Origin of the sequence: Dyadobacter psychrophilus, assembly GCF_900167945.1 — a bacterium.
GTDB classification, from domain to species: Bacteria; Bacteroidota; Bacteroidia; order Cytophagales; family Spirosomataceae; genus Dyadobacter; species Dyadobacter psychrophilus.
Window position 1 is genome coordinate 131,880 of the sequence record NZ_FUZA01000008.1, and the last position, 24,752, is coordinate 156,631.

Sequence of the window (24,752 nt, forward strand, 5' to 3'; positions counted from 1 at the left end):
TTTGTAAAAAACCGTTCCTATCCGTTTTAAATCAATCCTTCAACTGCTTCGCGTCTAACTTTCTGATGATGTCTTTTTTGTTGAAAAGCAGACGCCATACGGCAAAAGGTGTTTCGTCTTCGGGAAGACATGATTTACAGATTAAACTTTCGGCTGGAATAGGTGCATTGTAGACCAGCGATGTGTCGCTCAATTGCTGGAGATTGTCGCTCGCAACCGACTTGCTTTTGGCGCTGTAAAGATATGCATCCAGCAATTCACGCTCTTTTGGTGCCAGTTCCGGGTTTTTCAGATCAGTCAGGTCCAGCAACTCCACTTTTACACCATATTCCTTTTCCAATGCGCCTATAACCGGAATTCCTGCCAGATTTTGGCATAGTTCTCCCGCTTTCTCAGGATGTTTTTCCAATTCATTACTCAGTGCCTTTTCGGCTATTTTGGCAATTTTCTTGCCCCAGGCGTCTGCTGAATAAATGAGTTGTGTGTTGGTAACCCGCTTTATTTTGGAAGCGTTAATTTCGTTAGAAAGCGCTTTGGTATTTTCAACCCGGTTTCCCGTATCGCAACCTGCCATAACTACTATCAGCGCTGCAAAAGCCAGTATTTTTTTCATTATCAATGCACATTATAATTTGCTAACAGTATTCCAAAGTATCTAATTCACATAAGACCTGCTATCTGTCGAAAACTTCATTTATCTAAAATGCGTATCTTTGTGCCCCAAATGCGTGGTGCCAAAGATATTCAATAAAGATGATCGATAAATTAGAAGCCATAAAAGAACGTTTCGAAGAAGTTTCGCAACAAATCATACAACCGGAAATCGTTTCCGACTCAGCCCGTTATTCCAAGATAAGCAAAGAATATAAGGATCTGGGAAGAATCGTGGAGCAATATGCCCTTTATCTGAAACTTCAAAAAGACATTGCAGGCACCAAAGAACTTATTGCAACAGAAAAGGACGAGGAGCTTCGCGAGATGGCAAAAGAAGAGCTGGACGATCTAAGTCCGAAACTTGAACAGCTCGAACAGGTTATTAAAGAGCTGCTTATTCCAAAAGATCCGAATGACAGCCGCAACATTATCCTTGAAATCAGGGGCGGGACCGGCGGTGATGAAGCTGCGATTTTTGCTGGTGATCTGTTCAGAATGTATCAGCGTTTCTTTGAGAAAATGGGCTGGCGTTCTTCAATTATGGATTTTACCGAGGGCACCAACGGTGGTTATAAAGAGATTATCTGCAAAGTTGAAGGCGAGGATGTTTACGGTAAAATGAAATTTGAATCCGGTGTGCACCGTGTTCAACGCGTTCCGCAAACGGAATCTCAGGGTCGCATTCACACATCGGCCGCCTCGGTAGCCGTATTGCCCGAGGCTGAGGAAGTGGACGTTCAGATCAATATGAATGATGTCCGCGTGGATACTTTTCAATCCTCAGGCGCTGGTGGACAGTCGGTTAACACAACTTACTCCGCGGTTCGCTTGACACACATTCCCTCCGGACTGGTTGTTAGTTGCCAGGATGAGCGTTCACAGCTGAAAAATAAGGACCGTGCATTGAGCGTTTTGCGTTCCAGACTTTATGAGATCAAACTGAAAGAGCACAATGATGCCATCAGCTCGCAGCGGAAATCCATGGTAGGAAGCGGCGACCGCTCCGATAAAATCCGCACTTACAACTACCCACAAAGCCGCATTACCGATCACCGCATTGGTTACACAGTTTATAACCTTCCTGCAGTAATGGAAGGTGACATTGCAGAATTCATCGAAAGACTACGCATCGCAGAAAATGCCGAGCGTATGCAGGAGGGTGAAACGGTTTAGAAATTGATCGAAAATTCTTACTTAGCCGCAAAAAGTGATTTGTAAGTCTTTGATTTGTAATCTTCAAAGGCTTCTTTTTTGTGGTAATCCTCACCGATGAAGGTAATAACCTGGTGAAACTCTTTGGCCTTCATATAGCCGGGCAAAGGTTGGATCATGTTGAATTTGTCGTCCAGGAAAACTGTGGTTGGATAACTGGGCTGATTGTTCGTCAGGGCCAATGCCAGCTGATGCACACCACGACCACCTTCTGAAAGGAATTCAAATTTTTTGTCGCCCAATGTGATCGCCTTTTTCTGCTCTGCATCGAGCTTTACTGCGTAATATTTGCGGTTGACGTATTCGACTACGGCTTTATTTTTAAATGTTTCGCGGTCCATCACTTTACACCAGCCGCACCAATCCGTATAAACATCGATCAGCACTTTGCGCGGTTCCTGCTGAATTTTAGCGTAAGCTTCTTCAATTGTTAACCAATGAATGCCTTCTGCTGGCCGTTTTCCATCAGATTTGAAGCCTGTTGCCACAGTCAGCATAACCAAAAACAGAAAAAGAGATGTAGCTGATCTTTTCATAACTTCATTTAATTTCAATTGATAAACAAATTTCAATGTGAAATAATTGTCCTGAAAGCTCCACTTTATTCCAGATCACTGGAAATCGCAGGCTTTCTTTTTGCCAAGGATACCATAATCCCTCCCGCCACAATCAGCAACATGCCCGTGAGCATCGAGACTGATGGAATGGCTTCTCCCATCAGAAAACCAATTAAAACCGAGAACAAGATATTGGAGTAACCAATGGCGGCAACACGCCCGGCTTTTTCAAAAGTGAATGATTGTGTCAACATTCTCTGGCCCATTAATGCGGTCAGCCCCAACGCCAGGAACCCTAGCCATTGCGAAATGTTAGTGGGCCAGGTGAATGTTCCAATCAGGAAATCCAGATGTTCCATCGGATAATAAGTCCCTACCAACATAGAAATAATAGGCATAACAATGCCGCTCAGCATAAAGGAAAGAATGATCGCCCGTGTGTCATAAACAACTCCTAACTGCCTGATTGATAAATAAGAAATAGCAGTTAATAAAGCATTTCCCAGTCCCAAAGCATTATCCCTCAGCGAGATGGAAAGATCTGGCCGGAAAACAAACATAATCCCCGTAAAGCCAACAAAAATTGCCGCCCATTCACGCGGATTCAGCGTTTCGCCGATTAACAGCCAGGATAGCAATGCCAGGAAAATAGGGTAAGTGTATTGATAAGTGGAAGCGCGCCCCAATCCCAATGTTTGAATGGCGTAAAAAAGCATGTAAAGCGATAATGTGCCTACAACACCACGAAAAATAAGCAGTCCGAGCTTGCCTCCTTCCTGCCGGATCGGTCGGCGCCAAATGCTCGTAATCACAAATACAACGCCCACAATGTTTCTGAAAAAGACAAGCTGCACGATATGAAAATCACGGCCCAGCCACTTGGAAATTGCCGACGTAAGCGAAAAGAAAAATGCCGCACCAAGCATAAGATAAATGCCTTTTTGCGAAGAAGTTACAGTCAGATTTTGAGCAGGAGCAGCCAACAATGATAAAGATTTTGACCAAAGATAAAGCATATCGCACAGAGTTGGAAGTCCCGCCAATTTCCTAACTTTGCACCTTTGGCGCCATAAGCTGCTTCAATGCGGCGATAAGGCTTAATAGGGAATTCCGTTGATCCGGAAGCTGTCCCCGCAACTGTGAGTCTGTTTATAATGATCCAATCCCAATGCCACTGTTCTGCGAACGGGAAGGCCATGGATCAAGAGACGAGCCAGGAGACCTGCCAAAAGTTGATCCATCAAAATTTGTTTTCGGAGGAAAAGCAATGCTGATAATGCTTCATATTTGACACCAGGTGATTATTGACCGGAAGTTTTTCATGGCTTTGACCATTGCCACATGGCTATTGTGTCCGGAAATGCTAATGGCACAGCGCGATAGCGTCCGTCTCGAACCTGTTTTGATAAAAGGCTTTGTTCCGGAAAGATTCATGAGCGGGCTCAAAATTCAAAAGGTCGATTCGACAACATTAAATCTTTTTCGCTTCCAAAATATCAGCGATGTGCTTTCGCTTTACACACCCATCGCATTCAAAAATTACGGGCCCGGGCAATTAAATACTGCGTCGTTTCGTGGGACGTCCGCTAATCATACGGCTGTGCTGTGGAACGGACTAAACATTAATTCGCCTATTCTGGGCCAAACCGATTTTTCTACCATTCCTGTTGCCGGTTTTGACCAGCTTTCTGTGCAATATGGTTCTGCGGCGAGCATTGTCGGAACTGATGCCGTTGGTGGAAGCATTTTATTGGGAAGTGCGCCTTCAAGCCAGCCTTTGCAATTTTCCATCGGTCGGCAGCAGGAAAGTTTTAATAACCATCAGACGCAGCTTACAGCCCGTTACGCATCGGCGATTAATGATCAGTGGAGCTTCTCAGGAAAGACAAATGTATACGATGGTCGTATGAACAACGATTTTCCTTACGCGGAGAGAAATCAATATACAGTTTTACCATCAACTTCTTTTCAGCGTGGTTTGGTGCAGGATCTATTTTTCAATTCAAAAAATGATCACCAAATCTCTGCGCATGTGTGGCTAACCCGCAACAGGCTCACATTAACGCCCGAAGACAAAGCAGGTCGCGAGCTGACATCGACAGAGGCTTACCGCACCATGCTGCGCTATAATTTTAAGGATTTTACATTCCGGACTTCGTGGGTGAGAGACATCATTGACTATGCAAAAGGCGATTATAGTCAACTGGATCACGCTGTAACTGACAAGTTTTCGAACCGCATTGAACGCGATTTTCAATTTAATGCATTCCAAATCAAAGCGGGAGGCGAGTGGGCGCATTACCGGGCCCAGGTGGCTGGTTATGATGAAGCATCGGTTACAGAAAATAGAGGCGACTTATTCTTGCTCACTCGATGGCAAGCGACGAATCGCACGATTGTCTCCGTCAATTTGAGGCAGGCATTTGTAACGAAATTCGATCCGCCATTCACGCCGTCATTGGGTGCAGAATATTTTTTGGCTCAAAAAGAACGATACAGTTTGAAACTCAGAGGCTCAATCGGGCGAAGTTACCGCGTGCCCACATTGAATGAGCGCTTTTGGAAAGAAATGGGAAATCCGGAAATCAGGCCGGAAACAGGTTGGAATAAGGAAATTGGTCTTGAACAAAACATTGTATCCAATTTGAACCATACTTTTTCTGCTTCTGTAACCGCATATCACAATCGGATTAAGGACTGGACTTACTGGAATCCGGGAAAAAGCTATCACGTAGAAAATTTACAGCAAGTGCTGGCCCGCGGCATTGAAGTGCAAACTGGCTGGTATCACAATGTAAATCACTGGAAATCAGGATCTAACATTGGATATACATTCAATAAAAGCTCGCAGGAAAAAGCTTATGACGCCTATTCTTCTGACATTATAGGCAAACAACTTGTGTTTGTGCCTGTTCATTCCGGAAATTTGAATGCATTTATCCAATACAAAACCACGCGACTTACCGGCCAGGCGCAGGCGATAAGCAAGCGGTTCAGCACTTTTGACAACTCTCAGTTTTTAGAAGGATATATGCTCACAAATTTGTTGGCGGAACATACATTTGCCTGGGACAAAATAAAAATGCGTTTGCAGGGACAGATCAATAACCTTGCAAACACGTTCTATTTAAATGTGAGGAACAATGCGATGCCCGGAAGGAGCTTCGCGTTGAGTTTAATTTTAATTTATGATTCGCCGCAAACCGTTAAATGATCATTTGCAGTCGGTTGGTGGCAAAATGTTTACAACTAATAAAACAAAAAATGAAAAAACAGTTATTCAGATTAGCAGCATTTACTTCTCTATCCCTTTTTGCATGGTCGTGTAACCAAAGCGATCCGGCTCCAAAGGGCGATTACGTGCAGGGTGTATTTGTTGTTAATGAAGGTAATTTCTCTCAAAACAACGGAGCGATCTCGTTCTTTACCAGAGAACAAACCACCGCGCAGGTGGATATTTTTTCGGCGGCGAACGGCACCGCACTGAAAGGCGGAGCACAGGGTTATGCAGCTTCTGGTGAAACCGGGATTATTCTTGTAGATAATATGTCTGCCGGACAGGATAAAGTTGAGATTGTCAACAGCAATACATTTAAAACCATTGCCAGCATCGGTGCGCCAGACATTGAGAATCCAAGAGAAGTGGTTTTCGGCATTAATAACAAAGCCTATGTTTCTTGCTGGGGATCGAATGCAGATCAAAAATTCACAACTGGATACGTGGCTGTCATTGATTTGACTACCAATAAAATAACCAAGCGTGTTGACATTGCCTCGGGCGGCCCTGAAAACCTGGTTTATAACAATGGCAAGTTGTTTGTAGGAACCGTTTCTTATGGCGGAGGCAAAACACTTAGTATCATAAATACAAGCACGAATGCGATTGACAAGACGCTTTTATTTGAAAACGCGCCCAATCCGATCGGCATTGACGCTGACGAAAAGCTTTGGGTTAATGACGGAATTAAGGTCGTAAAAATCAATCCTGATTCTTATAATGCGGAGGCTACATTGTCTATCGGCAGCGATGCAACTAAAATGGCAGATAAATTCACATTCAGCTCGGATCGCAGAACAGTTTTCTTTGTCCTGACCTATTTCGATGCCGCTGGCGAGCACGGTGCAACTTACAAATTCGGCGTCAGCGACGCGCAGGTCAATGTTACCACGCCATTAATCAAAAGAGTTTTCACAGGGTTGGCGGTGGACCCAACGCAGGGACTTCTTTACGCAGGTGTGACGCCTTCATACGCGCAGGCAGGTTACGCAGTGCGTTACCGCGCCGACGGGTCGGTTGTAGATTCAATCAAAGTGAATGTTGCACCAACGGGCTTCTTTTTTAAGTAAAATGAATTGCCAGTAAACGAAAAAAGTCTCCTTCGCGGGAGACTTTTTTTATGTATATCAAAATCAAATTCTACTTGAAGAAACCCTGCGGATCCGGCTTTTTAGCTTTCAAAAGCTCAACGAAATCCAGGTTCATTTGATTAAAATCGAGTGCCCTTCCTTTATGCAAATGCTCCCATGACTTATCGAGATCATTGAGATTATAATGTAACAATGCCAGGTTATATTGGCCTAATGCGTAACTCGAATCAATTGCTGTGGCTCTGTTAAGCAATGCAGCTGCCTCGTCCAGCTCCTCTTTCCGGCTGGTTATTGCATATAATTTCAAATCCACTGTTGACAAGTCCACGAGCAACGGCACATTTTCGCCTTGTAAACCAATTCCGCGGCTCAGCATCCTTTTTGCGTCGACCCAGTTCTCGCGCTGATAGGAAATTACCCCAAGCCCCCAATAGGTTTCAACATTCTTATCATTCAATAAATGTGCGAGATTGAAGCGGTAGCAGGCTGTATCCAATGACCCTTCCTGCAAATACTCCCAGGCACGTGCCGTAAAAAAGCTGCTTGCCTCTGCACGACTTGTAAATGACTTATCGCATTCACTCAAAAAACGGATCTCTTCGTCAATCTGCTCGGAAGTTTTGCTCACTTCTCCAAATAGCGGAAGTACACGTCTTTCTTTTAACTCCAAGGGTTTTTTTTGGGCAAGATTCGTATCTGTGTTTGGCGCTGCGCTCGCAAGATGGGTGTTCTGAGCAAAGCCAAATACTGGAATAAAAATAGCAAGCCAAATAACAACAGACTCTTTCATAAGTAACTTTAATAGAGAAACAGGTTTTCTATTGTCCAAGTTAAACGGATTTATTCGAATTGTATTGCATTATCTCCGTTTACTTCGTCCCGCCGAGCTACGGCGGTTTTGCCCACCTTTTGTCGACGATTTTGAGGATGGGCGATATACTTTTTTCTTTTCGTGGAAGGCCCCCAGAAAAGTGGGATCTTCTTTTCTTTTCTGATTATCGATCTCCCGAAGCATATCCTGCCGTTCCGTAACCGGCGTTGCAGCAATTTCCAGATCCTCAGGTAATTCCTTTCGCGGGATCTCCATGCGGATCATTTTTTCAATTTTCTGAATGTGGTATTCATCAGCCATCGTCATGAAAGTAATGGCTTGCCCGATGCGGTTAGCCCGCCCCGTTCTCCCGATCCGGTGCACGTAATCTTCGTAGATCAGCGGCACATCAAAGTTGATCACGTGGCTTACCTCCGTGATGTCAATGCCCCTCGCTACCACATCCGTCGCCACCATCACCCTAACTGAACCCTCTTTAAATGCCTCCATTGCATTGGTTCTCGTATTTTGACCTTTATTCGCATGTATTACTTTCAATTCATCTTCACGCACCACCCTATCCAGCAGATTTTGATGAACCAATCCCGCAACTTCCCGGCTTCTGGTAAAAACAAGGACGCGGTTGAATGCCTCTCTGTCTTTCAGTAAATGAGTCAAAAGATTAATTTTCGTGCGGAAATTGGGCAATTCATATAATGACTGCGTTACCATTTCTGCCGTTGTGGCTTGCGGTGTTACTTCAATCCGGGTTGGGAATTCCAGAAATTCAAAGGAAAGTCTTTCTACTTTGTCCGAAAATGTAGCCGAGAAAAGCATATTCTGCCGCTTTCTGGGGATGATTTCAAGCAATTTTCGGATCTGCGGCATGAAGCCCATATCCATCATTTTGTCGGCTTCGTCCAGGATCATTACATTCAAATGCTTCACAATAACCTCTTCCTGAAAATAAAGGTCCATGAACCTGCCCGGCGTGGCGACGATAATGTCAACGCCTTTCCGGATCGCCTCGATCTGTGATTTAGATCCAACTCCACCGAAAAGCACAACGGTCCGGATGTCGGTGTATTTGCTCAATTGCGCGATCGCTTCTGCAATTTGCATGGCCAGTTCCCGGGTAGGGGCCATAATTAATGCCCGGGCGTGCTCGCCCTGGGCATATTTGATGCGCATTAGTAAAGGTAATGTATAAGCGGCGGTTTTGCCTGTGCCTGTTTGGGCTATGCCCAGAATGTCCTGTCCGGATAAAGCGAGCGGGATCGCCTGTTCCTGGATAGGAGTTGGCTCGGTATATCCCGCTTCTTCAATGGCATTGAGTAGTTGACGGTTAAGCTTGAATTGCTCAAAATTGTTTTGCGTAGTCTGCATCGCGCAAAGGTACGAAAACTCACACTAACCCAACCTTACAAGCGCTTCTTTCAGGGTTTCGAGCTTGGCTTCGGCATCCGCCTGCTTCTGACGCTCTTTCTCAACAATGTCGCCTTTTGCATTTTGTACAAAGCGTTCATTGGACAATTTTTTGATCACCGAATCCAGAAAGCCTTGCGTGTATTCCAATTCCCTTTGCAGATTTTCACGTTCCGTTTCCACATCCAGCTCATCAGCCAGATTCACAAAAAACTCATCCGATTTCACTCTGAATGCAGTTCCTTCGCCCTCGCCTGTTACATAACCAATGCTTTCAACATTAGCCAATTTCAAAATTAACGGCTCCAACGCTGCATAACGCCCTTGGTTATCCGTGCGGATTGAAAGTGGAAGTGCAATTTTAGGGCTGATATTCTTCGCATTCCTCAAATTCCTGATGGAAGAAATAACTTCAAAAAGGATCTCAAAATCATTCAACAGCGACTGATCAATGTTTGCGGCTTGCGGAAATGGTGCAATGCAGATGGAGTCCTTATCTTTCCTTTCCATAATATTTTGCCAAATTTCTTCTGAAATAAATGGCATAAACGGATGCAAAAGACGCATTAACCGATCAAAGAATTCTAATGTTGCATCGTAAGTCTGCTTGTCGATTGGTTGCTCGAAGCCAGGCTTGATCATTTCCAGATATTGCGCACAGAAATCGTCCCATATCAGTTTGTAAACCGAATTAAGCGCGTCGGAAATGCGGAATTTGGAGAAATGATCTTGCACTTCCAGAATCGTTTGGTTCAGTTTGCTTTCAAACCATTGGATGGCAAGTTGTGAACCTGCGGGGGATTGCAAATCTTCTGAAACCTGGAAACCTTTCACCAATCGGAAAGCATTCCATATTTTATTTCCAAAATTCCTCCCCTGTTCAACCAGCTTGTCATCATAAGGAAGATCATTACCTGCCTGCGAACTGAAAAGCATGCCAGTACGAATGCTATCCGCACCATATTGCTCGATCAGATCAATCGGGTCAGGCGAGTTTCCAAGCGATTTGGACATTTTCCGTCCTTGTTTATCCCGTACAATTCCCGTGAGATATACATTCTTGAAAGGATATTGCCCTTTGTATTCATAACCCGCAATGATCATCCGCGCAACCCAGAAGAAAAGGATCTCCGGTGCCGTAACCAGGTCATTGGTAGGATAATAATAGTTAATGTCCGCATTATCCGGCTCCTTAATCCCATTGAAAACAGTAATAGGCCACAACCAGGCCGAAAACCAGGTGTCCAAAACGTCCGGGTCCTGCTCAATGTCCTCTTCGGTCAATGCAAAAAGCTGGTAATCCATCTGCGCTTTGCGCAAAGCTTCTCTTTTAGATTTGGCAATGATCGTGGTGCCGTCTTTCAAATAATAAGCCGGAATCCGGTGGCCCCACCAAAGCTGGCGGCTAATGTTCCAGTCATGGACATTCTCCATCCAATGCCGATATGTATTTTTAAATTTGGCAGGAATCAGCTGTACCGTATCATTCATCACATTCTCGAATGCAGGTTTGCTGATTTTATCCATTTTCAAAAACCACTGCTCAGAAAGCCTGGGCTCGATCACCGAGTTCGTCCGCTCGGAATGGCCGACGTTGGATTTATATTCCTCTGTTTTAACCAGATTTCCTGATTCTTCCAGCAGCTTAATGATCTTTTTACGTGCGACAAAGCGGTCTTCACCCACCAAAATTTGCGCCTTTTCATTCAATGTGCCGTCTTCATTCAGCAGATCAATGACGGGCAGATCGTGTCTTTTACCCAGCACATAATCGTTCGTATCATGTGCTGGCGTTACTTTCAGACAGCCCGTTCCGAACTCCATTTCCACATATTCGTCCGCAATGATCGGGATCGCGCGGTTGATCAGGGGAATAGAAACTTGCTTGCCGACTAGATGCTTGTAACGCTCGTCATGTGGGTTTACACAGATCGCCACATCGGCCATGATCGTCTCAGGACGCGTGGTAGCAATAATAATCGCTTCATCTGTAAGTGCCTCGCCAATTTCGTCAACCAAAAGATATTTAAGGTAAACCAATTTCTGGTTCACTTCTTTCATGATCACTTCTTCGTCCGAAACCGTTGTTCGCGCCTGCGGGTCCCAGTTTACCATGCGGTGCCCGCGGTAAATGTCCCCTTTATTATACAGGTCAATGAAAACGTCGATCACCGAATCGTACAAATCGGGTTCCATCGTGAAGCGTGTGCGGTCCCAGTCGCAGGAAGCGCCCAATTTGCGTAATTGTTTGAGGATAATGCCGCCGTATTTGTGCGTCCATTCCCAGCAGTATTCGAGAAATTCTTCGCGGGTAAGGTCGCGTTTGCTGATCCCGCGCTCTTTAAGCATGGCAACAACTTTTGCCTCAGTGGCAATGGAAGCATGATCGGTTCCAGGCACCCAGCAAGCTTCCTTGCCTTCCATGCGGGCCTTCCGGATGAGGATATCCTGAATTGTATTATTGAGCATATGCCCCATATGCAGCACGCCCGTGACGTTGGGAGGAGGAATTACAATGGAATAAGGTTCCTTATCGGGATTTGGTTTTGAGCTGAAAAACTTATTGTCAATCCAGTAGGAATACCATTTATCCTCTATTTCCTGGGGGGCATATGTTTTCGAAATCATTGTACAGTCAGAAATTTACCGCAAATCGCGGCTGGTCATCTAAAAAGATGGCAAGTTAGGCGTTGCAGATGAAATTTCTAAACTAATTGTTCCTCTTTGCTAATGGGCAGCCAGACTGTAAATGTACTGCCTTCACCCGGCCTACTTTCCACCTGAACGGTTCCATCATGCGCCTCAACCATCTTTTTAACATAGCTCAATCCCAATCCAAAACCTTTCACGTCATGCACATTGCCCGTTGGAATGCGATAGAAAGTGTCAAAAATGCGGTGTTGCTGCTCGCGGTTCATGCCTATTCCGCTATCAGAAATCGCAATGCTGATACCATTGTTCTCGTTCCAGGTCCTTATTCTAATGTGCAGTTTTTCGGGAGAGTATTTAATTGCGTTGTCAATGAGGTTATTAAGGACATTTGAAATGTGGATTTCATCTCCCGAAACCACTTCATGCGTCGCCTCGAAATCCAGGTCCACATCCCCATCCCGCTGCTCGATCTGAACGCTCTGACCATTCAAAGCCTTGCCGATCAGGTCATGCACATCCGCTTCGCTGATCTTTAATTTCACATGTCCTTTATCCAAAAGCGCCATTTGCAGGACTTTTTCCACATGCGTTCCCAGCCGTTTGTTTTCCTCCCGGATAATCCCAAGATAACGGTCCAGCCTCGAACCATTTCCGGCTTGCGGGATCGCCGCAGAGTTTTCCTGCGCCATTTCCGCTGCTAATGCAATGGTTGAAATCGGCGTTTTGAACTCGTGGGTCATGTTGTTAATAAAATCATTCTTAATGTCCGAGAGTTTTTTCTGACGCAAAATCGTGGTTACTGCCATGTAAAAGCAAGCCATTATCACTACAATCAAAATTCCGGAGCCACCAAACATGACACCCATGTTACTCAAAATGTATTTTTGTTGGTCGGGGAAATATACATATAAAGAATTAGGTGCATTAATGGTCTCGCTGGGGAAAAGCGATGCTTTGTAAGACTTCTCCTCCCACTCCCGTGGCCTCAGGCTCGCCGTAGAAAAGATCAGGCTGTTATCCGACCGGCCTCTTACTGCAAATTCATAAGGAAGCGAAATGCCGCTTTCTACAAACTCTTTTTTCAATAATGTATCCAGTAAAAAACGGTTAACACGTTGTTCAATAGGCCTTTTAGTGTAAATAAAATCCTTCATAACCTCTTTGAGCAATGATGCCCGATCGGGTTCTGCGTCGCTAATGAGCGCTTTACTGTTTTTACCATTTTTCCTGGCCTCCGGGATAGCAACCTGGCGGTTTGCTATTCTCCGCGAAGCTGAATCCGGATGCATTCCACTTCCCGTATGGTATTTACCATCACTTTCCTGCATTCCCCTGAAAGCATTTCCCAGGCGTCTTTCGTCGTCCAATCTTCTGCGCATGAATTCATCAATGCCCGCAGCCCCATATTGCTGTGCCTGAAAAAACTCCTCCATAATTTGCTGCTGATGCTCTACCATCACGCGGAAATTGGGGCTGAGCACGTCAGTAGGAACGGCTTCGGTGATGATCTGATAATGTATTTCCTCGCCATTGGGTCCGATCGCTATTTCCATGCGGGGTTGCGTCCGCTGCGCAAGCTCGCGGGCAGGTTTGCTTTTGGCCACCGGTGTCCTCTTAACCGGCATATTCCGCAGCTGGGTAATTCGGTTGAGCTTGCTTTTCTGCTGTTCAGTTTCAATCCTGCGTTGGAGCAGGTACATCATTTCCTGCTTTTCGAGGCGATGCACAACCTGCTGCACGGATTCCGAAACCTTTTGATTGAATTGCTCATTACGGATTGCAATCGCCTCACGGATCCAATACCACTGAAACCCGATGAGGCCGATAAGCGCAACACACATCAGGCCAACTATTATTTGAATTTTCCTCTTCGTCATAAATTTAAATTCTCCGGTGCAACGCGGCCGCCGGATTCACCGACATTCTTGCTGATAACAAATTTAACGCATACGCCCGGGCCAATCTTGTTTTTAACAAAATTTAACACCGGCTGAAAAAAGGATCTGATATTTTTGTAATCCATTCATATACATAACCTAATCAAGCATATGAGGACTTCTTTTTTAAACAAATTAATGCTGTCATTGTTGCTTACCGGCGCGACGGCAACGCTTGTTCAGGCGCAGAAGGATAAACCGGAAAAACCCGGAAAAGAGGAAAAGGCAACCATTCGCATTAAGGTTACCGAGGAAAAGGATGGCAGAGTTGAGAATAAGGAGCGCAGTTATCGCGTGGGAGCGATGACGGATGACGAGCGTGACAAGTTTGTGGATAAAGTCCTGGACTCATTGGGTGTTGATAAAAAGAAAAACAATCAGCTGGTTTCCGTGACCATTGATGACGGCGATGAAGATATGGTTGCAAAAAAACGACGCAAAATGATCATTGACCACCGCGATGACCGCGAACCGCTTGCTTATCATTGGAAAGGAGATTTTTCTAATGATTTTGAATTCAATACTGAAAATCTTCGCAAGCATATGAAGACTTTCGAAAATGAATGGAGGCCAAAGACGAAAATGCTCATGCGTGACATGGAACATTTTGGCAATGAAATGGGCGAAATATGGAACAAGGAAGTGATGAAACCAGCAAGCGTGCGTTCATTGACGGCTTATACAAATAATCCTGATAATGGTGTCCTTAACCTGAGGTTCGGCGTTCCGCAAAAAGGCGATGTAACTGTGACCGTTACTGATACAAAAGGCAGGGAAGTTGGAAAGAAGGAAATCAAGGGCTTTGAAGGTGAGTTTGTAGGTCAGATTGAATTAAAGAAAAATACGAAAGGAACCGTGTTTGTGAGCGTAGTGCAGAACGAAGACGGAGCTGTAAAAAGGGTCGTGATTCCCTGATTTATACTAAAAAATATTCCATGTCCTCCTGATTTTAAGCCATCAGGAGGATTTTTTATTGTAAAAATACTACTAACTATTAGGCTGGCATTTATTTAGAATTGTAAATTTGCCGAAAAACACCATTCCACCGCGACATCAATTTTTTTTGCAACTATGCTGAATCTTATACTGTTTGGCCCTCCGGGTGCGGGTAAAGGCACTCAAAGTGAAAATATTATTGCTAAATACAAACTGATACACCTTTCGACAGGTGACCTGCTGCGTTCCGAAATTCAGGCAGGATCAGAGTTGGGTCTCAAAGCGAAAACATTGATGGATCAGGGGATTTTGGTTCCCGATGAGGTGGTTATCGGCATGATTGACAATAAGTTGAAAGAGCATCGGAATGCTGCCGGATTTATCTTCGACGGATTCCCGCGTACCGTGAAGCAATCCGAGGCGCTTGACCAGCTTTTGGCCAGCTATAACGAAAGTATTTCCGTAATGATCGCACTGGTTGTAGACGATAATGAGCTGCTTGCTCGTTTGCTTAACCGTGGAAAGACTTCCGGACGTCCGGATGATCAGAATGAAGAGCTGATCAGCAAGCGTATCCAGGAATACAATAGCAAAACCAAACCGGTTGCAGACTATTACCAGGAACAAGGCAAATTTGTTGCTATCGACGGAATTGGTGAGATAGATTTCATTTTTGAAGAGATTAACAAGGCAATTTCCAAGGTTACCGTAAAATAATTTACCCATTCACTATACACATGGCTTCCTCCAACTTTATTGATTACGTCAAAATAAATGTGCGCTCCGGTTCCGGCGGTGCAGGTTCACTGCATTTCAGACGCGAAAAGCACGTTGAAAAAGGCGGACCGGACGGTGGAGATGGCGGACGTGGCGGCCATGTGATATTAAAAGGGAACAGCCAGCTTTGGACATTGCTTCACCTGAAATATACGAAGCACCTCAAAGCGTTTGATGGAAAAGGTGGCGAGGGCGGAAGGCGTTCAGGCTCTATTGGTAAAGACATTATCGTAGAAGTGCCACTTGGGACCATTGCCAAGAACGCAGAAACAGGTGAACAACTTTTCGAAATTACAGAAGACGGCCAGGAGGTAATCCTGCTGAAAGGCGGCCGTGGCGGAATGGGGAATGACCATTTCAAATCCGCAACCAACCAGACTCCGCAACATGCTCAAACGGGCGAAGCTGGCCTGGAAGCCTGGGTAATCCTCGAATTGAAAGTTTTGGCAGACGTTGGGCTTGTTGGTTTTCCTAATGCAGGCAAGTCAACATTACTTTCTGTGGTCTCTGCAGCACGCCCGGAAATTGCTGATTACCCCTTCACAACATTGGTGCCTAACCTGGGCGTGGTTTCTTACAGGGACTACAAATCCTTCGTTATGGCCGACATTCCCGGAATTATTGAGGGCGCATCACAAGGAAAAGGCCTTGGTCTGCGTTTTTTACGTCATATAGAAAGAAATTCTATCTTGCTGTTTATGGTTCCAGCTGACAGTGAAGACATTAATGCAGAATACGAAACATTGCTCCAAGAGCTAAGAATTTATAATCCCTCCCTACTCGATAAGAATCGCATTCTAGCGATCTCAAAGATTGATGTTCTTTCAGAGGAAGAACGCGCCGACCTAATCAAACAGATCCCGGCATCCATACCAAGTATTTTGATTTCTGCAATTACTCAAGAAGGAATTGAACAATTGAAAGATCAGGTATGGAATCTAATTAATTCGCCGTTGTCCGTAAAATAATATTTTCTTGAAACAGGCAACCAATTGATGCAACTTGTGTGTCCAAGGAGTTAATTCTAATGAATTTTAAGTACTCATGAAACACTATCTACCATTCTTTTTCTGGGTAGGATTAAGCTTTCTTTCGTTCTCCTCTTCTGCACAAATCAGTATTGATTTTCCAACCGATCGTGCTGTCTTTCAGCGTGATAAAGGAAATCGCGCTACCATTCACATTTCAGGCACATACACAAAAGTAATTAGCAGAATTGAGGCACGGCTGGACGGGATTAACGGACAGGGAGAACCCGCTGGTGACTGGAAGATTATTGACGGTAATCCTCAGGGCGGATTTTACTCAGGCTCCCTTGACAACGTACGGGGGGGTTGGTATAAGCTCGAAGTACGCGCCTTCAATGGCGACCAGGAAGTCGGTTTTTACCGCGTAGACCATGTAGGCGTAGGCGAAGTGTTCATGATCGCCGGCCAGTCTAATGGAGAAGGCTTCAGTGGTCAGGGCTCACAAGGTGCACAAGACGATCGCGTCAGCAGCATTGATCATTATTATACGGGATCGTCGGTACAGGATCTTCCCCGGAACCCCAGATTTGTTCACCTTGATTCTGAAACGGATATTTCTCCCCGCGGACCTTCTGCGTGGTGCTGGGGAAGGCTTGGAGACCAGCTGGTTAGCCGCCTTGGCGTGCCAGTGCTGTTTTTCAATGTGGCCTGGACGGGATCAGCAGTGAGGGCGTGGAAAGAAAGTATTAATGGCATTGGAAAATCTGTGTATGCCCCGATCAACTTTGAACCGCACGGAATGCCTTATGGCAATATGCGAAATGTTATTCAACGCTATACGCCTATAACCGGATTAAGAGGCATTCTTTGGCTGCAAGGAGAGGCGGACAATTTCAAGGATACGGATACAGACTGGTATTTCAATGATCTTAAAACAGTAATTGAAGCCAGCAGAAATGATGCAGGCCAGGATGTTTCCTGGGTTGTTTCGCTTACTTCATATGACAACCTGCACGGAACAGATTCCCGCGTGACTGACGGTCAGCAACGGGTCATTAACAATGTTTCAAATGTATTCCAGGGACCGAACACGGATTTAATCCAAATCCCGCGTATAGATGCCGAGGGTGTACACTTTAAAGACGATGGATTAAGACAACTGGCCGAGGCCTGGGCACAGCAGCTGAATGACAATTTCTTTTCAAACTCAAATCCATATCAGGGTGTAAGGCCGTTGAAGGTAACTGCATCCTGCGCGGGAAATGGCAACCTCAACCTGACTGCCGACAATGTTGGCTACTCGCAATTCAACTGGAGTAACGGCTCCAACTCCAATACAACGCAAGTTGGAAACGGAACTTATCAAGTGAGCGCCCGTGACGGAAAAGGGCATTATATATTCTCTCCCGATATCAGGATCAACGAGAACATTCAACCCAATAAACCCACCATACAACTGGAAGGAAGCAACCCGGTTTGTCTTGGAAATACAGCAACATTAATTTCCAGCACTTCTGAAAATGTGCGCTGGAGCAATGGCTCAACCAGCGACCGCATAGGCATTACAACAGGTGGTGAATATTCAGTAACCACCAGAAACGTTTACGGATGCGAATCGACGTCGGATAAAATTGCGATGACCGTTTCTACGGCTCCGTTACCGCCGAAACCAAAGATTGCAGCGTCCGGTGTCCTGGAATTTTGTGATGGCGGAGAAGTAAGTCTTACTTCCGACTCTAAATTAAAAAATGCCTGGTCCAACGGTGGCAATACGGCAACAATTGTCGTAAAGTCTTCCGGCGAATATCGGGTTAGAGCATTGGATGACGTGGGCTGCTACTCACCCGATTCTGATCCTGTTAATGTGAAGGTTAATGCATTGCCGCAAAAGCCTGTGGTAGCATTAAGCGGCAACACCACTTTTTGCGAAGGAGAGAGCATTACAATGACCTCTAATTATGACAGCGGAAATATTTGGAGCACCGCTGCCACTACAAAGGCCATCACCATTGCAGCAACTGGAACTTTCTCGCTGAAACAGCGTGATGCAAATGGCTGCGAGTCCACATCTGATGAAATTGCTGTTAAAGTAAATACACTCCCGGCAACGCCAGCCATCACAGCACTTCGTCCGACTACATTTTGTCTTCGTGACTACACAACATTGAGAAGCAGCGAAGCCTTTTCTTACGTGTGGAGTAATGGTGAAACGGGAAGAGAAATAGAAGTCAGGAATTCGGGTGACTTTACAATTGCCGCAAAAGATCAAAACGGTTGCGTTTCGCCGGTTTCGCCGGTTGTGAAAGTCGTGGCCAATGTGCTTCCCGAAACCCCAACGATCCGCGCAAATGGCCCGGTGGTTTTCTGTGCGGACCTGAGCGTTACGCTGCAATCCACACCTGCAACCGGTTTTTTATGGAGCAATGGAGCGTCAACACAATCTTTGAGAGTTACCACACAGGGTACTTTTTCAGTGCAAACGATCAATCAATTCCAATGCTATTCTGATCCCAGCAATCAAATTACTACGCAGACACTTGCCTTACCGCCTTCTCCAACCATTGAAGCACTCGGCGATACTACTTTCTGCGCGGGCGACTTTGTTGTCCTGAAAGCAACTTTGGGTAATACATTCTTTTGGAATACACTGGAAGAAGGTGAAAGCATTCAGGCAGATACGTCTGGCAGTTACGCAGCGCGGGTACGTGATGATCAAGGCTGTTTTTCCCCATTCTCAAGAGCAATAAAGGTCGACGTAAAGCCTACTCCAACCAAACCTACGATCAGGCAAGTGGGCGTATTTACACTATTGGCAGAAAATAATCTGAACGACGGAGATCATGTATGGAAGCTGAATGGGCAGGAACTCACAGAAAATACTGCAACATTGAAAGCGATCCGGTCCGGAAGTTATGTTGTCAACAACACCGTGGTTTACAGCCCGACATTAACCTGTTTCTCCGACTTCTCCGATCCTTACAGTTTTACGGCAGACACCAAGAATCCAGGTTTTGTTACTTATCCAAATCCGGTTGCGGATGGAAAGATCACTGTTGAAACATTGCAAAACCTGAATAATGCGGAAGTTCAGATCATTGACAGCCGCGGGCGCATTCACAGAACATTCCAGGTACAGAAATTTGACAGCCAGCAATTCTTTAATATCCAGGGCCTACCAAGCGGAGTTTACATTGTACGGGTCGTTTCAGTTGCGTTTACTGCATCGCAAAAGCTGATAATCGTTCAGTAAAACGTTGTATCATCTACGTTGTAATCAAAAAAACGGAATAGTGATATTTTAGCAAAAATAATCATTTACATTTGTGACCGTTTTGTGTAGTTCACATGGCCCAAGTCGAAAATCCAACATCTGTCAGATATACAAATTTTTACTCTGTTTAAGAATTCCCAATGCGTCATAGAATTATTTTCCCGGTTGTGGCAAAGGCATTACTGTTGATCAGTCTTATATCCTCAACAGCTTTCTCGCAAATCCGAATTACTTCACCAACCTTTCAGGCTGTATATCAACAAAATATTACGGGACAGAGAGAAATAACCGTTTCAGGAACATTTACTGTTCCTATGGACAAAATTGAAGTCCGCGCCGTGCCTGTTGTCCAGGGTCAGGGCTTTGAAACACCTTGGAAAACTTTACAGGAGGCTCCGAAAGGTGGTGTTTTTAAAGGTGACATCGCATTAATGGGTGGCTGGTATTCTATCGAAGTCCGTGGTCTTTCGGATGGAAAGGTCGTTGGCAGGGACATTTTATCCAGACTGGGCGTAGGTGAGGTCTTTATCATAGCAGGGCAATCTAACGCACAGGGATTAAGAGCATATCCAGGACCTTCGGCACAGGATGACCGTGTGATGTATATTTCCAATTATAACAACGATGACAGGGACTTGCTAACAGATCCTGTTCCGCCGGCATTCAATAAGATTTCACAGGATTTAGGCATTATGTCGCCAAGGGGCCAGTCTGCATGGTGTTGGGGACTTTTGGGCGACATGCTGGTTGCGAAGCTGAACGTTCCTGTCCTTTTCATTAATACCGCCTGGGAAGGAACTTCAATTGAAAACTGGGCGAGCAGCGCCAAAGGAATAAAAACGCAAAATAAATACGGTGGCTTTGTATATCCGCCTCAGATGCCTTACGCGAATTTAAGGATCGCAGCAAGAAATTATGGCAATCAGTATGGTGTAAGGGCCATTTTATGGATGCAGGGAGAAACGGATGCGCTTTATAACACGCCCACCGCATCATACAGGGAAGACCTTCAATTTATCATGAACAGGCTCGGAAGCGAAACAGGAGATAAGCGGATCACATGGGTTATTGCCCGTACTTCCAGGACTTCTGCCGGTTCCAACATTGCGTCCAGTATAAATCCAGCCATCATTGCCGCACAAAATGCAGTTCTCGATACGCAGTTTAATCCAACTTACCCAGGACCTGAAACAGATCCTCTGGTTCCAAACAGAGGAGATGGAACGCACTTTGTAGGCCGGGACCCTGCAAGTACGAGAGAAGCACTTAATATCCTTGCCAATGCCTGGAATGAAAGCCTTAACGCGAATTTCTTTTCAACCGTTACGCCCACCAATCCAGCGCCAATTCCTGCGCTTGAAGCTAGTTGCGTGACGGAAAACAATGCTGTTACGATCACTTTGCCTACGGGTTACTCTTCCTACCTGTGGAATAATGGTGAAACGGGCAATTCTATCACGGTTTCGGATGCCGGAACTTACCGCGCAACGGTGAAGGACAATGCAGGAAATTCTATCCTGACTTCGGTTGTAGTGCTTGATAACAATGCGAAACCGGTGCAGCCAACCATTCAGCAACAGGGAGACCAGCAGGCATGTTTTGACTCTGCATTTCAATTTTCGGTCGCAGAATCAACAGATATTTACAGCTGGTACAAACAAGGATCGAACACGGTGATAGCAACCGGTGCAACTGCACAGATCGCGGAAAGCGGCAATTATTACGTGCAGGGCCGCAACATTTTCGGCTGCGTTTCTGAAAATTCTGCCGTGTCATCGCTGATTGTAAGACCAGAAATTTCAAAACCTGTTATTGAACCCTCAGGACCATTCAGCATTACAGCTACCATTCCTCAGGACCTTGACGCAAAGTTTTTGTGGCGCAGACCCGGAAGTGAGTCGGATACGACGGCTAATTTGATCAAAATCCTGAAAACAGGTGAATACTCGACCCGAGCGCAGGTTGTTTTTCAACTTGGCGATGATTTGCTGACTTGCTATTCCGATACGGCGTCGCGTGAGTTTAAAACCAATGAGCAAAACGAAGTTGTGATTTACCCTAACCCAAGCCAGGGAAACTTTGTTTACATTGAGTCAAGAGATAATATCCGTGAAGCAACTGTAACCATTTTTGACATTTACGGAAGGGTAATCAGGACTACATCACCGCGGTTGCTGGATAGCCGCCTGGAAATAGATGTGCGTTATCTGCCGACAGGAAAATATATCCTTCGTGTAACCGGACAGGGCCAGAGCCTCACCAAGCAGATTGTGATCCGATAAGCTTCAATCATCGTTTTTTTGTCAATAAGCCCCGGCCATCCGGGGCTTATTTAGTATGATACTAATTAGACAAAAGATAAAGTCCAGAATTTGATTGATAAATTTGCAAAGGCTAATTTTGAGAAACCAGAAAGAAAGTAACCGCTGACAACAATTTTCAGGTTGATTTCATAGATTGTAATTGAATAACTGACTCAATGAAAAATTCATATTTCCCTTCTGATTACCTGCCGATTTTGGTTCAATTCATCCTGGCTGCTGCCTTCATTGGTGGCACAATGATTGTAACGCACTTGATTGGCCCAAGCAGGAAAAGCAAGTTAAAAGACGATCCGTTTGAATGTGGTATAGAGTCTGTTGGTGATGCCAGGACGCCTATCTCCGTAAAATATTTTCTTGTTGCCATCCTATTTGTTCTTTTTGACGTTGAGGTGATATTTATGTATCCCTGGGCAGTTAATTTTAAGGGTTTAGGAATGTTTGGGTTTGTAGAAATGTTGTTGTTTATGGCATTGCTGCTTTCCGGGTTTTATTATGTGATCCGCAAAGGGGTCCTGAACTGGGAAGAGTAATTTACAAACTTGACTGACAGAAAAATTATGAAAGAAGTAACGATTGTGGAGGCTCCGCAAGGACATAGCGGATCTGGTTTTTTTGCAACTTCATTTGATGAAGCCATAGGTTTGGCAAGAAGTTATTCTCTCTGGCCACTTCCCTTTGCAACCTCTTGCTGTGGAATTGAATTCATGGCAACCATGGGAGCACATTACGACATATCCCGTTTTGGATCAGAAAGACCTAGTTTTTCTCCCCGTCAGGCTGATTTGCTGATGGTAATGGGAACAATTGCCAAGAAAATGGCTCCTGTTGTAAAGCAGGTTTATTTACAAATGGCTGAACCCCGCTGGGTAATGGCCGTTGGCGCCTGTGCTTCAAGCGGCGGGATCTTCGATACTTACAGCGTTTTGCAGGGAATTGATCGAATTATCCCGGTTGACGTGTATGTACCCGGCTGCCCGCCACGACCGGAACAAATCATTGACGGTCTGATGCACATTCAACATTTGGCACAAAATGAAAAGCTTCGTCGTAGAAATACAGACGAATACCAGGAATTATTAGCATCATATAATATTCAATAATCCCCTATGCTAAGTAACCAGGAGGTAGCCGAAGCGCTTTTGGAAAAATTTGGTGATCAGGTTTTTGACTTTGATGAGCCTTACGGATTGCTGACGCTTTCAACCTCTCGTGAGGAAATTATCCCTCTTTTAGAATTTCTGCGCGACCATAAAACTTACCAGTTTATCTTTTTAACAGACATTACTGGCATACATTATCCTGATAATGTCGAGAAGGAATTTATGGTTGTGTATCATATGCACAGTTTCGTGCACAATTTCCGCGTTCGTATCAAAGTGAGCCTAGCCGAAGCGGATATTCACATTCCGACGGCAACGGGCTTGTTTGCTTCTGCTAACTGGATGGAGCGCGAAACGTACGATTTCTTTGGGATTATGTTTGACGGACATCCCAACTTAAAGCGCATCCTGAATATAGAGGAGATGGATTACTTCCCGATGAGACGGGAGTTTCCGCTGGAAGATGCGACGCGCGAAGATAAAACTGATGCCCTTTTTGGCCGATGACCCTATACTGAGTAAGATATGGCAGATATTGAATTATTACCACATAATGTTCCCGCAAACGCCGATCTACCTGAGCTGGTTGAAGAACTGACCACGCTTAACCTCGGTCCTACTCACCCTGCAACTCACGGTATTTTCCAGAATATCCTGAAAATGGATGGAGAAAAGATCGTTTCAGGAGAGCAGACCATTGGATATATACACCGTGCATTTGAGAAAATCGCTGAAAGAAGGCCTTTTTACCAGATCACAACCCTTACTGACCGCATGAACTACTGCTCCTCCCCGATCAACAATCTGGGCTGGCACATGACGGTTGAAAAGCTTTTGAGCGTGGAAGTGCCGAAGAGAGCGCAGTATATCCGCGTGATCATGATGGAACTTGCACGCATTACGGACCACCTGATTTGCAATAGTATTTTGGGTGTGGATACAGGTGCATTTACCGGTTTCCTTTACGTAATGCAAAAGCGTGAGGAAGTTTACGAAATCTACGAAGAGGTTTGCGGCGCCCGTTTGACGACCAATATGGGACGTGTCGGCGGAATGGAAAGAGATCTTTCTACAACAGCCATTCGCAAAATCAATGAGTTTATAAAAACATTCCCGCCTGTTCTGAGAGAGCTTGAAAAGTTGCTTAATCGCAACAGGATTTTCATGGACAGGACCATTAATGTTGGCCCTATATCCATGGAGCGGGCAATTTCTTACGGTTTTACAGGCCCAAACCTTCGTGCGGCAGGGTTGGACTATGATGTAAGGGTTATGAACCCCTATTCTTCGTACCAGGACTTTGAGTTTGACATTCCTGTTGGCCAGAACGGCGACACTTACGATCGCTATATGGTGCGTAACGAGGAAATGTGGCAAAGTCTGAAAATCGTAGAACAAGCTATTAACAATCTTCCCGAAGGCCCTTATTACGCCGATGCGCCTGAATATTATTTACCTCCCAAAAAAGAGGTTTACAGGAGCATGGAAGCGCTTATTTACCATTTTAAAATCGTAATGGGAGAAATCGACGCTCCCATTGGTGAAGTTTATCATGCGGTGGAAGGTGGTAACGGCGAGTTAGGTTTTTACCTGATCAGCGACGGCGGCCGGACTCCATACAGACTGCATTTCCGTAGACCAAGCTTTATCTATTATCAGGCTTATCCTGAAATGTGCAAAGGAAGTACACTTTCTGACGCAATTCTGACCATGAGTAGCCTTAATGTAATTGCGGGTGAGCTGGACGCCTAAAAAATATT

Annotated in this window: 19 protein-coding genes and 1 riboswitch; of the genes, 12 read left to right on the forward strand and 7 right to left on the reverse strand. The window is 45.1% G+C overall.

What is annotated here, in order from left to right:
* Positions 1-31: 31 nt before the first annotated feature.
* Complete coding sequence (locus tag B5X68_RS23970) at positions 32-613, reverse strand: hypothetical protein (RefSeq protein ID WP_082217303.1); 582 nt, start codon at positions 611-613, stop codon at positions 32-34.
* 140 nt (positions 614-753) lie between these two features.
* Between B5X68_RS23970 and prfA the strand changes: the two genes are divergently transcribed.
* Positions 754-1,827, forward strand: a complete 1,074-nt coding sequence (prfA, locus tag B5X68_RS23975) for a peptide chain release factor 1 (protein ID WP_082217304.1) — start codon at positions 754-756, stop codon at positions 1,825-1,827.
* Between the two features lie 17 nt (positions 1,828-1,844).
* Here the strand turns inward: prfA and B5X68_RS23980 are convergent, their stop codons facing one another.
* On the reverse strand, positions 1,845-2,402 hold the full coding sequence (locus tag B5X68_RS23980; protein ID WP_082217422.1) for a thioredoxin family protein: 558 nt from the start codon (positions 2,400-2,402) through the stop codon (positions 1,845-1,847).
* Positions 2,403-2,467: 65 nt separating this feature from the next.
* The gene (locus B5X68_RS23985) at positions 2,468-3,439 is read right to left on the reverse strand and encodes a DMT family transporter (RefSeq protein ID WP_229208545.1); all 972 of its coding nucleotides are present in this window, start codon (positions 3,437-3,439) and stop codon (positions 2,468-2,470) included.
* A 29-nt stretch (positions 3,440-3,468) separates the two neighbouring features.
* Positions 3,469-3,667: riboswitch (cobalamin riboswitch) on the forward strand.
* Between the two features lie 77 nt (positions 3,668-3,744).
* Here B5X68_RS23985 and B5X68_RS23990 point away from each other — a divergent pair.
* Together B5X68_RS23990 and B5X68_RS23995 are read left to right on the forward strand one after the other, a co-directional pair.
* Positions 3,745-5,637: a TonB-dependent receptor plug domain-containing protein gene (locus tag B5X68_RS23990; RefSeq protein WP_082217305.1), complete on the forward strand. Its 1,893-nt coding sequence runs from the start codon at positions 3,745-3,747 to the stop codon at positions 5,635-5,637.
* Between the two features lie 50 nt (positions 5,638-5,687).
* A complete protein-coding gene (locus B5X68_RS23995) occupies positions 5,688-6,770 on the forward strand; it encodes a DUF5074 domain-containing protein (RefSeq protein WP_141110399.1) in 1,083 nt (360 codons plus the stop codon).
* 70 nt (positions 6,771-6,840) lie between these two features.
* On the opposite strand, the gene B5X68_RS24000 is transcribed toward B5X68_RS23995, so the two are convergent.
* The 4 genes from B5X68_RS24000 to B5X68_RS24015 form a co-directional block, all read right to left on the reverse strand.
* Positions 6,841-7,581, reverse strand: coding sequence for a tetratricopeptide repeat protein (locus tag B5X68_RS24000; RefSeq protein WP_082217307.1), 741 nt, complete (start codon positions 7,579-7,581; stop codon positions 6,841-6,843).
* 69 nt (positions 7,582-7,650) lie between these two features.
* Complete coding sequence (locus B5X68_RS24005) at positions 7,651-8,988, reverse strand: DEAD/DEAH box helicase (RefSeq protein ID WP_082217308.1); 1,338 nt, start codon at positions 8,986-8,988, stop codon at positions 7,651-7,653.
* A gap of 24 nt (positions 8,989-9,012) precedes the next feature.
* Positions 9,013-11,655: a valine--tRNA ligase gene (locus tag B5X68_RS24010; RefSeq protein ID WP_082217309.1), complete on the reverse strand. Its 2,643-nt coding sequence runs from the start codon at positions 11,653-11,655 to the stop codon at positions 9,013-9,015.
* 77 nt (positions 11,656-11,732) lie between these two features.
* The gene (locus B5X68_RS24015; RefSeq protein ID WP_229208546.1) at positions 11,733-13,520 is read right to left on the reverse strand and encodes a sensor histidine kinase; all 1,788 of its coding nucleotides are present in this window, start codon (positions 13,518-13,520) and stop codon (positions 11,733-11,735) included.
* Positions 13,521-13,727: 207 nt separating this feature from the next.
* On the opposite strand from B5X68_RS24015, the gene B5X68_RS24020 reads away from it, so the two are divergent.
* From B5X68_RS24020 to nuoD, 9 genes are all read left to right on the forward strand, one after another.
* Entirely contained in the window at positions 13,728-14,531 is an 804-nt protein-coding gene (locus B5X68_RS24020; protein ID WP_082217311.1) for a T9SS type A sorting domain-containing protein, read from the forward strand.
* Between the two features lie 156 nt (positions 14,532-14,687).
* Positions 14,688-15,269 carry an adenylate kinase gene (locus tag B5X68_RS24025; protein ID WP_082217312.1) on the forward strand — a complete coding sequence of 194 codons (582 nt, stop codon included), beginning with the start codon at positions 14,688-14,690 and terminating at the stop codon, positions 15,267-15,269.
* Positions 15,270-15,289: 20 nt separating this feature from the next.
* Positions 15,290-16,297 (forward strand): GTPase ObgE, encoded by a 1,008-nt coding sequence (obgE, locus tag B5X68_RS24030; RefSeq protein ID WP_082217313.1) that lies wholly within the window; start codon positions 15,290-15,292, stop codon positions 16,295-16,297.
* Between the two features lie 76 nt (positions 16,298-16,373).
* Positions 16,374-19,547, forward strand: a complete 3,174-nt coding sequence (locus B5X68_RS24035; RefSeq protein ID WP_082217314.1) for a T9SS type A sorting domain-containing protein — start codon at positions 16,374-16,376, stop codon at positions 19,545-19,547.
* A 161-nt stretch (positions 19,548-19,708) separates the two neighbouring features.
* Complete coding sequence (locus B5X68_RS24040) at positions 19,709-21,850, forward strand: T9SS type A sorting domain-containing protein (protein ID WP_082217315.1); 2,142 nt, start codon at positions 19,709-19,711, stop codon at positions 21,848-21,850.
* Between the two features lie 197 nt (positions 21,851-22,047).
* Positions 22,048-22,422, forward strand: coding sequence for an NADH-quinone oxidoreductase subunit A (locus B5X68_RS24045; protein ID WP_082217316.1), 375 nt, complete (start codon positions 22,048-22,050; stop codon positions 22,420-22,422).
* A 27-nt stretch (positions 22,423-22,449) separates the two neighbouring features.
* Positions 22,450-22,992, forward strand: a complete 543-nt coding sequence (locus B5X68_RS24050) for an NADH-quinone oxidoreductase subunit B (RefSeq protein WP_082217317.1) — start codon at positions 22,450-22,452, stop codon at positions 22,990-22,992.
* Positions 22,993-22,998: 6 nt separating this feature from the next.
* Positions 22,999-23,499 carry an NADH-quinone oxidoreductase subunit C gene (locus tag B5X68_RS24055; RefSeq protein WP_082217318.1) on the forward strand — a complete coding sequence of 167 codons (501 nt, stop codon included), beginning with the start codon at positions 22,999-23,001 and terminating at the stop codon, positions 23,497-23,499.
* Positions 23,500-23,517: 18 nt separating this feature from the next.
* Complete coding sequence (gene nuoD / locus B5X68_RS24060; protein ID WP_082217319.1) at positions 23,518-24,744, forward strand: NADH dehydrogenase (quinone) subunit D; 1,227 nt, start codon at positions 23,518-23,520, stop codon at positions 24,742-24,744.
* Positions 24,745-24,752 lie beyond the last annotated feature (8 nt).

Excerpts from the sequence above, each read along its gene's own strand:
- B5X68_RS23970 (WP_082217303.1), bottom strand. The coding sequence starts at position 613 with ATGAAAAAAATACTGGCTTTTGCAGCGCTGATAGTAGTTATGGCAGGT.
- prfA (WP_082217304.1), top strand. The coding sequence starts at position 754 with ATGATCGATAAATTAGAAGCCATAAAAGAACGTTTCGAAGAAGTTTCG.
- B5X68_RS23980 (WP_082217422.1), bottom strand. The coding sequence starts at position 2,402 with ATGAAAAGATCAGCTACATCTCTTTTTCTGTTTTTGGTTATGCTGACT.
- B5X68_RS23985 (WP_229208545.1), bottom strand. The coding sequence starts at position 3,439 with ATGCTTTATCTTTGGTCAAAATCTTTATCATTGTTGGCTGCTCCTGCT.
- B5X68_RS23990 (WP_082217305.1), top strand. The coding sequence starts at position 3,745 with ATGGCTTTGACCATTGCCACATGGCTATTGTGTCCGGAAATGCTAATG.
- B5X68_RS23995 (WP_141110399.1), top strand. The coding sequence starts at position 5,688 with ATGAAAAAACAGTTATTCAGATTAGCAGCATTTACTTCTCTATCCCTT.
- B5X68_RS24000 (WP_082217307.1), bottom strand. The coding sequence starts at position 7,581 with ATGAAAGAGTCTGTTGTTATTTGGCTTGCTATTTTTATTCCAGTATTT.
- B5X68_RS24005 (WP_082217308.1), bottom strand. The coding sequence starts at position 8,988 with ATGCAGACTACGCAAAACAATTTTGAGCAATTCAAGCTTAACCGTCAA.
- B5X68_RS24010 (WP_082217309.1), bottom strand. The coding sequence starts at position 11,655 with ATGATTTCGAAAACATATGCCCCCCAGGAAATAGAGGATAAATGGTAT.
- B5X68_RS24015 (WP_229208546.1), bottom strand. The coding sequence starts at position 13,520 with ATGTGTGTTGCGCTTATCGGCCTCATCGGGTTTCAGTGGTATTGGATC.
- B5X68_RS24020 (WP_082217311.1), top strand. The coding sequence starts at position 13,728 with ATGAGGACTTCTTTTTTAAACAAATTAATGCTGTCATTGTTGCTTACC.
- B5X68_RS24025 (WP_082217312.1), top strand. The coding sequence starts at position 14,688 with ATGCTGAATCTTATACTGTTTGGCCCTCCGGGTGCGGGTAAAGGCACT.
- obgE (WP_082217313.1), top strand. The coding sequence starts at position 15,290 with ATGGCTTCCTCCAACTTTATTGATTACGTCAAAATAAATGTGCGCTCC.
- B5X68_RS24035 (WP_082217314.1), top strand. The coding sequence starts at position 16,374 with ATGAAACACTATCTACCATTCTTTTTCTGGGTAGGATTAAGCTTTCTT.
- B5X68_RS24040 (WP_082217315.1), top strand. The coding sequence starts at position 19,709 with ATGCGTCATAGAATTATTTTCCCGGTTGTGGCAAAGGCATTACTGTTG.
- B5X68_RS24045 (WP_082217316.1), top strand. The coding sequence starts at position 22,048 with ATGAAAAATTCATATTTCCCTTCTGATTACCTGCCGATTTTGGTTCAA.
- B5X68_RS24050 (WP_082217317.1), top strand. The coding sequence starts at position 22,450 with ATGAAAGAAGTAACGATTGTGGAGGCTCCGCAAGGACATAGCGGATCT.
- B5X68_RS24055 (WP_082217318.1), top strand. The coding sequence starts at position 22,999 with ATGCTAAGTAACCAGGAGGTAGCCGAAGCGCTTTTGGAAAAATTTGGT.
- nuoD (WP_082217319.1), top strand. The coding sequence starts at position 23,518 with ATGGCAGATATTGAATTATTACCACATAATGTTCCCGCAAACGCCGAT.